Source organism: Kitasatospora sp. NPDC001225 (genome assembly GCF_053597855.1).
Map to the genome: position 1 here is coordinate 1 of NZ_JBSFJC010000217.1, position 8,931 is coordinate 8,931.

The following is an 8,931-nucleotide window of genomic DNA, read 5'->3' on the forward strand; positions in this document are numbered from 1 at the left end:
ATCCCTGCGGATGAGTCCGGCACCCGGGAACGGGTCGGGCTCAGTACGGCAGTGTCACCACGATCCGGAAGCCGCCGCCGATGCCCGCCTGGGTCTCCCGGCGCGGCCCCACCGGGGTGCGGGTCTCGGCCGGCGGCGGCGAGGAGGCCGCCCACTACCCGCTGACCGTCGTCGTCACGCCGGCCGACGACACCGAGATCCGGCTGGACTACCGGCCCGACCTGTTCGACGAGCGCACCGCCCGCGGCCTCGTCGACCGGATGACGCTGGTGCTGCGCCAGGTCGCGGCCGACCCGGACGTGCCCCTGGGCCGGCTCGACGTGCTGACCGGCGAGGAGCGGCGGGACCTGGACGGCTCCGGGAACCGGACCCGCCGCGAGCTGCCCGAGGCGACCCTCGCCGAGCTCTTCGAGCGGCAGGTGCGCCGCACCCCCGCGGCGGTGGCCGTGGTCGCCGGGGACACCGAGCTGACCTACGCCGCGCTGGACCGGCGGGCGAACCGCCTGGCGCACCGGCTGGCCGGGCTCGGCGTGGGCCCCGAGACCCTGGTGGGCGTGGTGGCCGAGCGCTCGCCCGAACTGATCACCGCGCTGCTGGCGGTGGTGAAGGCCGGCGCGGCGTACCTGCCGATGGACGGCCGGCACCCGGCCGGGCGGCTCCGCGCGGTGGCCGCGCAGGCGGGCCCGGCCGTCGTGCTGGTGGACGCGCCCAACGCCGGGCGGGGCCTGGCCGACGCCGGACTGTTCGCCCCCGCCGAGGTGCTGCGCCTGGCGGCGGAGCCCGCCGAGGAGACGGACGCGGACGCGGAGGCCGGGGCCTTCCCGCCGGTGCCGGTCCGGCCGGAGAACCTCATGTACGTCATCTACACCTCCGGGTCCACCGGCCTGCCGAAGGGCGTCGCGGTGACCTACGGCAGCGTCCTCGCGTTCTGCCTCGACGAGTGCTGGTCCAGCGGGGCCCTGGAGCGGGTGCTGGTGCAGGCCAACCACGCCTTCGACGCCTCCACCTACGAGATCTGGACGACGCTGCTGCACGGCGGCCGGCTGGTGCTGGTGCCCCCCGGGGACATCGACACCGTCGAACGCGGCCGGCTGATCGCGGCCCAGCAGGTCACCAACGTGCACGCCACGGCCGGGCACTTCCGGGTGCTCGCCGAGCAGGCGCCGCACATCTTCGGCGGCGTGCGCGAGGTCTCCACCGGCGGCGACGTCGTCTCCGCGAACGCCGTACGGACCCTGCTGCGCTCCCACCCCGGCATGGTGGTGCGCACCACCTACGGCCCCACCGAGACCACCGCCTTCACCACCCAGCTGCCCTTCACCGACCCGGACGCGGTGCCCGACACCGTGCCGCTGGGGCGGCCGATGGACAACACCAGGGTGTTCGTCCTGGACGCCTTCCTGCGGCCCGTACCGGTCGGCATGACCGGCGAGCTCTACCTCGCCGGGGCCGGACTGGCCCGCGGCTACCTCGGCCGTCCCTCACTCACCGCGGAGCGCTTCGTGGCCTGCCCCTTCCCCGCCGAGGACGAACCCGAGGGCGCCCGGATGTACCGCACCGGCGACCTGGCGCAGTGGACCCCGGACGGGCAGCTGCTCTTCCTCGGCCGCGCCGACGAGCAGCTCAAGATCCGCGGCTTCCGCGTCGAGCCGGCCGAGATCGAGGCCGTGCTCGCCGCGCACCCCGGCGTCGCCCAGGCGCTCGTCGTCGCGGTCGAGGACGAGGACGGCCACAAGCGGCTGGCCGGCTACGCCGTGCCGGCCGGCGGCGACGAGTCCGCCCTCGACCCGGAGGCGCTGCGGGAGCACCTCGCCGGGAAGCTGCCCGAGTACCTGGTCCCGGCCTCGGTGACCGTCCTCGGGGCACTGCCCGTGACGGCGAACGGCAAGCTCGACCGGGCCGCCCTGCCCCGGCCCGTCTTCGCCGGCCGGGCGGCCGGACGCGAGGCGGCCACCGACGCGGAGGAGCTGCTGTGCCGGCTGTTCGCCGAGGTGCTGAACCTCGAACAGGTCGGCCCGGAGGACGACTTCTTCGTCCTCGGCGGCGACTCGATCACCTCGATGCTGCTGGCCGGGCGGGCCGGCAAGGCCGGTCTGGCGATCTCGCCGCGCCAGGTCTTCGAGCTGTGCACGCCCGCGGAGCTCGCGCGGGTGGCCGGGCCGGTCGACGGGACGAAGGCGCAGCACGCCGAGGACGTCCCCTACGGCCCGGTCCCGCTGACCCCGGTGATGCGCGAGGTCGCGCGGCGGGCGGGCTCGGTGGCCCGCGCGGGCAGCCAGGCGATGCTGCTGACCGCGCCGCCCGGCCTGACGACCGGGCAGCTGGCGGACGCGCTGCAGGCGGTCCTCGACCGGCACGAGGTGCTGCGGGCGCGGCTGGAGGAGGACGAGGAGCAGCTGGTGGTGCCCGAGCCGGGCACGTCCTGGGCGGTCGCCGCGGCGGACCTGGTGAGCCGGGTGGACGCGGCCGGCCTCGACGGGGAGCGGCTGGACGCGCTGGTCGACGAGCAGGCCACCGCCGCCGAGGCCGCGCTCGCGCCGCGCGACGGCGTGATGCTGCGCGCCGTGCTCCTGGAGCGCGGCGCCGGGCGCGGCGGCCTGGTGCTGCTGACGGCCCACCACCTGGTGATCGACGGCGTCTCCTGGCGGGTGCTGGTGCCCGACCTGGCCCTGGCCCACGCGGCCCTGGCCGCCGGCGGCGCGGACGCGGCCGGGGCGGCGGTCGCCGCCGAGGCGACGTCGTTCCGCCGCTGGGCGGTCGCCCTGGCGGAGCGGGCCCGGGCGCAGCGGACGGTGGACGAACTGCCGGACTGGCGGCGGGTGGTGGACCGGGTCGAGGACCCGCTCGCCGACCGGCCGCTCGACCCGCGCGTGGACACCGCGGGCGGCGGCCGCTCGCGCGCCGAGCTGACCGTCCCGGCGCGCACCGCGGGGCCGCTGCTGGCGGCCCTGCCCGCCGCCTTCCACGCGGGCGTGGACGACGTGCTGCTGTCCGGTCTGGCCGCGGCGCTCGGCGAGTGGCTGCGCGCCCGGGGCAGGCCGGTGCCGGAGGGGTTCCTGGTCGACCGGGAGGCGCACGGCCGGGTGCCGCTGTCGGAGGACATGGACCTGACGCGCACGCTCGGCTGGTTCACCGCCGTCCACCCGGTGTGGCTGGAGACCGGGCCGATCGACCCGGCCGAGGTCCGGGCGGGCGGGGAGGACGTGGCGCGGCTGATCAAGCGGGTCAAGGAGCAGTTGCGGCAGCGGCCGGGCGACGGTCTGGGGTACGGGCTGCTGAGGTACGCGAACCCGGCCACGCGGTCGGTGCTCGCGCCGTTGGCGGCGCCGCAGATCGGGTTCAACTACCTGGGCCGGTTCGGCGGTTCCGGTGAGGAGGCGGGCTCCGCGGACGCGGACACCGGGGTGGGCTCCGCGGCCGGTGGGCGGCCGTGGACGTCGGCGGGCGAGCACGTGATGCCCGGCGGTGTCGACCCGGCGATGCCGCTGCGGCACGTGCTGGAGATCAACGGCCGGGCGCGGGACCTGCCCGAGGGCCCCGAGCTGTCCTTCGTCCTGGAGTCGCCGGCCGGGCTGCTCGGCGGGGCGGAACTGGCGGACCTCGCCGAGCGCTGGCGGGCGGTGCTGGAGGGCCTGGTGCGGCACGCCGACGAGGGCTCCGGCGGCCACACCCCGTCGGACTTCTCGCTGATCTCGCTGGGCCAGGAGGACATCGACGAGTTCGAGTCCGCCTTCGGCGGCGGGGACGGCGAGAAGGACGGCGGCTGAGGCGGCGGGCAGGGGTCGCGGCCCCGGTGGGCGCGGCCCCTGCCCGGGGGGTCAGCCGTCGCTGCCGATCGGGCAGGTCGCGTCGGGGGCGTGGCCGAGGGGCCAGGCGAGGCCGACCAGGACGGCGTTCTTGATCTTCGGGTCGAGTTCGACGACGGGCACGGCCTTGTTGTAGGCGTTGCCCTGCGGGTCGAGGCAGATCCAGCCGCTCGCGCCGTTGACCCGGTTGCTGCCGTGCATCCGCCTCCAGCCCTCGGTGACGTCGTCCGTCGAGGGCATCGCCACCTTGTCCGTGGTCTGGTTGCGGATGCCGGCGACGGCGGTGGTGACCGAGACGGGGCCTCGGTTGCCGATTCGTGACGTGGCGTCAGAGTTGCTGCGGGGGCGGTCGGGCGGCCTCGGGCGGTGGGGGCCGGTCGAGGGTCAGCCGGCCGGGCCGGTCCAGATGACGTCCTTGTACTCCGTGCCCATGGTGTGGTCGAACCGGACGGAGAACGGGTCGCCCGCGCCGGCCGGCAGGGCGTACGCGGTCAGCCCGATGGCCTCCTCGCCCGGGGCCAGGGACTTGGTGAGGATCTTCATCCGTCCGCTGCCGTCGATCTGGGTGAAGACGAGGTTGCCCTTGGCGTCCCGGACGGTGGGCAGCCCCGAACCGAGGAGCGAGACCTCCGCGGGCCCGGTGTTGACGACGGTGATCCTCACCTGGACGATCGTGGCGTCCTTGGGGGTCTCGCCCACGCCCCCGCGCGGGACGTACGGCTCCGGCGCGGCCATCGTCACCTTCAGCCCGTCCGGGTAGGTGTAGGACTGGCCGAACGACAGGCGCCGGGCCCGCTCGTCCGCGGCCCGCTTCTCCTGCTCGGCCGCGAGCCGCTGGCGCTCGGCCTCGATCCGCGCCTTCTCCTTGGCCGCCCGCTCCTCGGCGGCCTTGGTCGCGGTCTCGAAGCGGATGCGCGCGGCCTCCGCCTGCGCCTTCTGCTCCCGGTGGACCTCCTGCACCCGGTTCACGACGAACACGCCGGTGCCGACCGAGACCAGCAGACCGGTGACGCCCAGGATCACGCCCGCCAGGGCCATCGCCCGGTTGGCCGCCAGGCCCTTGCGCACGTGGCCCAGGGCGATCACGCCGAAGACCACGGCCAGCAGGGCGGGCAGCCAGGACAGCCAGAACAGGATGATGGTCAGGCCGAGCACGACGCCGACGATCCCGAGCACCATGGCCGCGATGCCCAGGCCGTTGCGGGGCTGCGGCGCGGGCGCCGGCATCGCGTAGGGCGGCCAGTACGGGGCGCCGGGTGCCTGGCCGGGGGCCTGACCCGGTATCTGCCCGGGGCCCGCGGCGGGGGCGGGGCCGAAGCCGGGGGCGGGGACCGTGGGGGCCGCGTCCCGGCCCTGGCCCGGCGGCGCCCACGGGTCGGCGGCGGCCGGCTCCTCGGCAGGCCGCGGGCTGCTGTCGGGCGGGACGGGAACGGTCATGCGGAATCCTTCGGGAACGGTGGGATGTCGGGCGGGCCGCTGCTCGGCCCCGGGTCGGGGGCCTCCTGCCCGGCTCCCCGACGGCAGCGACCCGGCCCCACGCGTCACCCCCTGGGACGGGACGCCGGCCGGACCGGCGAGTGATCAACATATACAGTGCCGGGCCGCGGCCTCCCCCCGGGTACCCGGTGGGCGCCCGGTGGTGTGGGCGGGGCGCGGCGCGGGGACGGTCGCGGTGTGACGGGCGGTCCGGAGAGCGTGTTGGTCGTGGTGCGGGGTCCGAGCGGCGCCGGGAAGTCCAGCGTCGCCGCTCGGCTGCGGGCCGCGTACGGGCGGGGCCTCGCCGTCGTCGGGCAGGACCTGCTGCGGCGTACCGTGCTGCGGGAGCGGGACGTCCCGGGCGGGGCGAACATCGGGCTGATCGACCTGGTCGCGAGGCACGCCCTCGACCACGGCTTCCACACGGTCGTCGAGGGCATCCTCGCCGCCGAGCGCTACGGGCCGATGCTGGCCCGGCTCGTCGCCGACCACCGGGGCCGCAGCTTCCTGTACTACCTCGACGTGGACTTCGACGAGACCGTGCGCCGGCACGCCACCCGCCCCCAGGCCGCCGAGTTCTCCCCCGAGGACATGGCCGACTGGTACCGGCCCCACGACCTGCTCCCCGACGGTCTCGAACGGGTCGTCGGCCGGCACAGCGGCCTGGAGGAGACGGTCGGGCGGATCCTCGCCGACACCGGCCTCGCCCCGGCCGGTTGGACGCCCCGGCCCTGAGGGGCCGCGGCCGGCGCGCGGGCTTCACCCAGGGCGGAACCCCGTGCTCTTCCCCCGGGGCGTCAAGTACCTAGGGTGTGAGGGGTGAGCACCCATGCGCCGAACGAAGCCCGCGTCATCCCCCTGCGCCCGCAGGCGCAGCCGCCCGCGTCCGGCGGGCCGTCCCGTCCCCCGCAGACGGCGCCCGTACGGCGGGAGCCGCTGTGGCGCGACGTCGTCGGCGACGTGCTGCGGCGCGAACGGCTCGCCCAGGAACGCACGTTGAAGGACGTCGCGGAGGCGGCCCGGATCTCGATGCCGTACCTGTCGGAGCTGGAGCGCGGACGCAAGGAGGCCTCCTCCGAGGTGCTCGCGGCCGCCGCCCGGGCGCTGGGCCTCGGCCTCGGCGACCTGCTCTCGCTCGCCCAGGACGAGCTGGCCCGCTACGCCGCCGTCCCGAGCCGCACGGGCCGGGGCCGCGCCCCGTCCACGGGCCGGTACGACGGGCTCTGCCTCGTCGCCTGACCGCTGCGGCGGCCGGCCCCGGCGGGGGGTCAGGAGACCGCCGGGGTGAGCAGGGTGAGGGTGCGGGCGGTGGCGTCGGCCTCGGCCCGCACGCCGAGGGGCAGCGGGAGGTTGGGGCCGGCGTGGCCGAAGTCCACGCCGGCGAGGACGGGCAGCGGGCGGTCGCCGAGCACGTCCAGGACCACCTCGCGCAGCGACGGCTCTCCCGCGCCGGCGGGCCCGTCGGAGCCGACCCGGTGCGGGGTGCCGACCACCATCGCCGCGATCCGGTCCAGGACGCCGGACAGCCGCAGCACGTGCAGGTCCTTCCAGACCGCGGACAGCGGCCGGTCCACCTCCTCCCAGAAGAGCACCGCGCCGTCGAAGGACCGCGCGGGGACGGCGTACGGGGTGGCCTGGAGGGCGACGAGCCGGTTGAGCAGGCCGCCGACCAGCGGGCCCCGGGCGCGGCCGTCGCGCCAGCACTGCCACGGGGAGAGCGCCGGCAGCGGCCCGGGCGGGGCCGGCACGGTGAGCACCCGTAGGTACGCCTCGCGCAGCGCCCGGTGCGCGCCGTCCTCCTCGGGCCCGTCCGCGAAGCGCCCGCTCCACTCGCCGAAGCCGTAGGTGGCCATGTCGGCGTGCACGCCGACCAGTCCGGTGCGGGCGTGCAGGGCCAGCAGCAGCTGGGAGACGTCGCTGCAGCCCAGCACCGGCTTCGGGTCACCCGTACGGCGTCCAGGTCCAACAGGTCCAGCCAGCCCGTCACCGCCTGCCCGCCGGTGTGCGCGACGATCGCCCGCACCTCGGGGTCGCGCAGCAGCGCGTTGAACTCCGCCGCCTGCTCGACGGGACGGCCCGCGGCCCACCAGTGCCGGCGACCCTCGGCGACCGACGGGCACACCCGTACCCGGAAGCCGAGTTCCTCCAGCACGGCCGTGCCGCGGGCCAGGAGGGGCCGGTCCGCCTCGTCCAGCGGACCGGACGGCGCGGCCACCGCCACCAGGTCGCCGGGGCGCAGGGCACGCGGGTGGAGCAGGGCGGTCGGCTCGGTGGGCATGGGGCGACCCCGGTTTCGCAGGTGGGCGGATCCGGCCGGGCCGGACGGGCGGGACACCCCCGGCGGCCGCACCGGCCGGGCGGGTCGGACCGCAGTCTCGCCGTCGGCCTCCGCGGCGGCAACCGGTTTTCGCCCGGGCGGGCGGTCGCCGGGCGCTCAGCCGGGGAGGGCCGGCAGGCTCGGCAGGCGGTCCAGGGTGATGCCGAAGCGGGTGCGGTAGGCGGCGAGGGCCTCGTCGTCGGTGAGGGTCCGTTCGGTGCGTTCGCCGGCCGGGGTGGTGGTGATGAGGCGGTTGCCGCTGAGGGTCGCCCGGCCGCCGTCCGCGGTGAGCAGTGTGCAGGTCGTGGAGCGGGTGAAGTGGGAGTCCGGTGAGGTGGTCTGCCACCGGCAGGTCGGGGCGAAGTCGGCGAGTTCGTACGGGCGCGCGCCCAGGCGGTACTGGGGCGTGCCGTCCCGTAGGACGTCCAGGTCGCCGTCCGTGCCGGTCGGGGTGAGGGTGAACGCGCCCTCGGCGTCGGCCTGTTCGCCGCGCTCGTCGAGGCGCAGCGGGTGGTGGCTGAAGCGGCCGAAGCCGACGTCGGCCAGCCACGGTTCGTCGAGGTCCACCCGCAGGGCGAGGTGGTCGAAGGGCGGGCCGAGTCGTTCGCCGTCGAAGACGCGGGCGGCGAGCAGGCCGACCCGGTAGCCGAGCGAGGTGAGCAACTGCGCGAAGGCGCCGTTGAGTTCGTAGCAGAAGCCGCCGCGGCGGCGGGTGACGACCTTGGCCAGCAGGGCGGCGGGGTCGAGGACGATGCTCTCGCCGAGGTGGATGTCCAGGTTCTCGAACGGGACGGTGCGCAGGTGCGCGAGCTGGAGCCGGGCGAGCGCGCGCGGGGAGGGCGCGCCGGGGTCGGGCAGGCCGATGCGGTCGAGGTAGGCGTCCCGCTGGGCGGCGGTGAGGCCGTGGGCGGGGCCGTCGGACGGCTGCTCGGGGTGTGGCACGTGATCCATCGGGCCATTCCACCCGGGAGGCCGGGCGCGGGGCCATCGGCTTTTGGTCCTACGCCCCCGGGTTCCCGCGCGCCCGGGGTTCTTACACGCCTTTGCCGTCACTCTGCCGAACGGCTGACGGGCGCCCGGCAGAGTCGTGCCCACACCGACCGCAGGACGTACGGAGGACACCGCGATGACGACGAGCACGGCGAGGGGCACGGCCACCGGGGCGAACGGCGCGAGCGCGAACGGCGCGGACACGGGCGGCGCGGACACGGGCGGCGCGGGGCGGCGGGCCCGGCGGGGCGCCCTGGCCGCCGCGGGGGGCCGGGGGCGGGGGCGGCCGGGCCCGGGCCCCCCCCCCCGCCAGGGCCCCCGCGCCGGCCCCCCTCCGGGGCG

The 8,931-nt window shown here is 76.8% G+C and carries 7 protein-coding genes and 1 pseudogene; 3 read left to right on the forward strand and 5 right to left on the reverse strand.

The annotated features are described in order from the left end of the window. Nucleotides 1-80 precede the first annotated feature (80 nt). The gene (locus ACWDCZ_RS37350) at nucleotides 81-3,767 is read left to right on the forward strand and encodes an amino acid adenylation domain-containing protein (protein WP_449818249.1); all 3,687 of its coding nucleotides are present in this window, start codon (nucleotides 81-83) and stop codon (nucleotides 3,765-3,767) included. A 51-nt stretch (nucleotides 3,768-3,818) separates the two neighbouring features. Here the strand turns inward: ACWDCZ_RS37350 and ACWDCZ_RS37355 are convergent, their stop codons facing one another. Further along, entirely contained in the window at nucleotides 3,819-4,046 is a 228-nt protein-coding gene (locus ACWDCZ_RS37355; RefSeq protein ID WP_074005396.1) for a hypothetical protein, read from the reverse strand. Between the two features lie 144 nt (nucleotides 4,047-4,190). Then, nucleotides 4,191-5,243, reverse strand: coding sequence for a DUF4190 domain-containing protein (locus tag ACWDCZ_RS37360; RefSeq protein WP_449818250.1), 1,053 nt, complete (start codon nucleotides 5,241-5,243; stop codon nucleotides 4,191-4,193). Nucleotides 5,244-5,510: 267 nt separating this feature from the next. Between ACWDCZ_RS37360 and ACWDCZ_RS37365 the strand changes: the two genes are divergently transcribed. Together ACWDCZ_RS37365 and ACWDCZ_RS37370 are read left to right on the forward strand one after the other, a co-directional pair. Beyond that, nucleotides 5,511-6,017, forward strand: a complete 507-nt coding sequence (locus ACWDCZ_RS37365; RefSeq protein WP_375876353.1) for an AAA family ATPase — start codon at nucleotides 5,511-5,513, stop codon at nucleotides 6,015-6,017. A gap of 84 nt (nucleotides 6,018-6,101) precedes the next feature. Continuing rightward, nucleotides 6,102-6,521: a helix-turn-helix domain-containing protein gene (locus ACWDCZ_RS37370; protein WP_380779224.1), complete on the forward strand. Its 420-nt coding sequence runs from the start codon at nucleotides 6,102-6,104 to the stop codon at nucleotides 6,519-6,521. A 29-nt stretch (nucleotides 6,522-6,550) separates the two neighbouring features. On the opposite strand, the gene ACWDCZ_RS37375 is transcribed toward ACWDCZ_RS37370, so the two are convergent. The 3 genes and pseudogenes from ACWDCZ_RS37375 to ACWDCZ_RS37385 form a co-directional block, all read right to left on the reverse strand. Continuing rightward, nucleotides 6,551-7,213, reverse strand: coding sequence for an LD-carboxypeptidase (locus ACWDCZ_RS37375; RefSeq protein WP_449818251.1), 663 nt, complete (start codon nucleotides 7,211-7,213; stop codon nucleotides 6,551-6,553). 71 nt (nucleotides 7,214-7,284) lie between these two features. Next, a pseudogene (locus ACWDCZ_RS37380) lies at nucleotides 7,285-7,560 on the reverse strand (LD-carboxypeptidase); the annotation flags it as partial. A 156-nt stretch (nucleotides 7,561-7,716) separates the two neighbouring features. Then, nucleotides 7,717-8,550 (reverse strand): arylamine N-acetyltransferase family protein, encoded by an 834-nt coding sequence (locus tag ACWDCZ_RS37385; protein WP_449818252.1) that lies wholly within the window; start codon nucleotides 8,548-8,550, stop codon nucleotides 7,717-7,719. Nucleotides 8,551-8,931 lie beyond the last annotated feature (381 nt).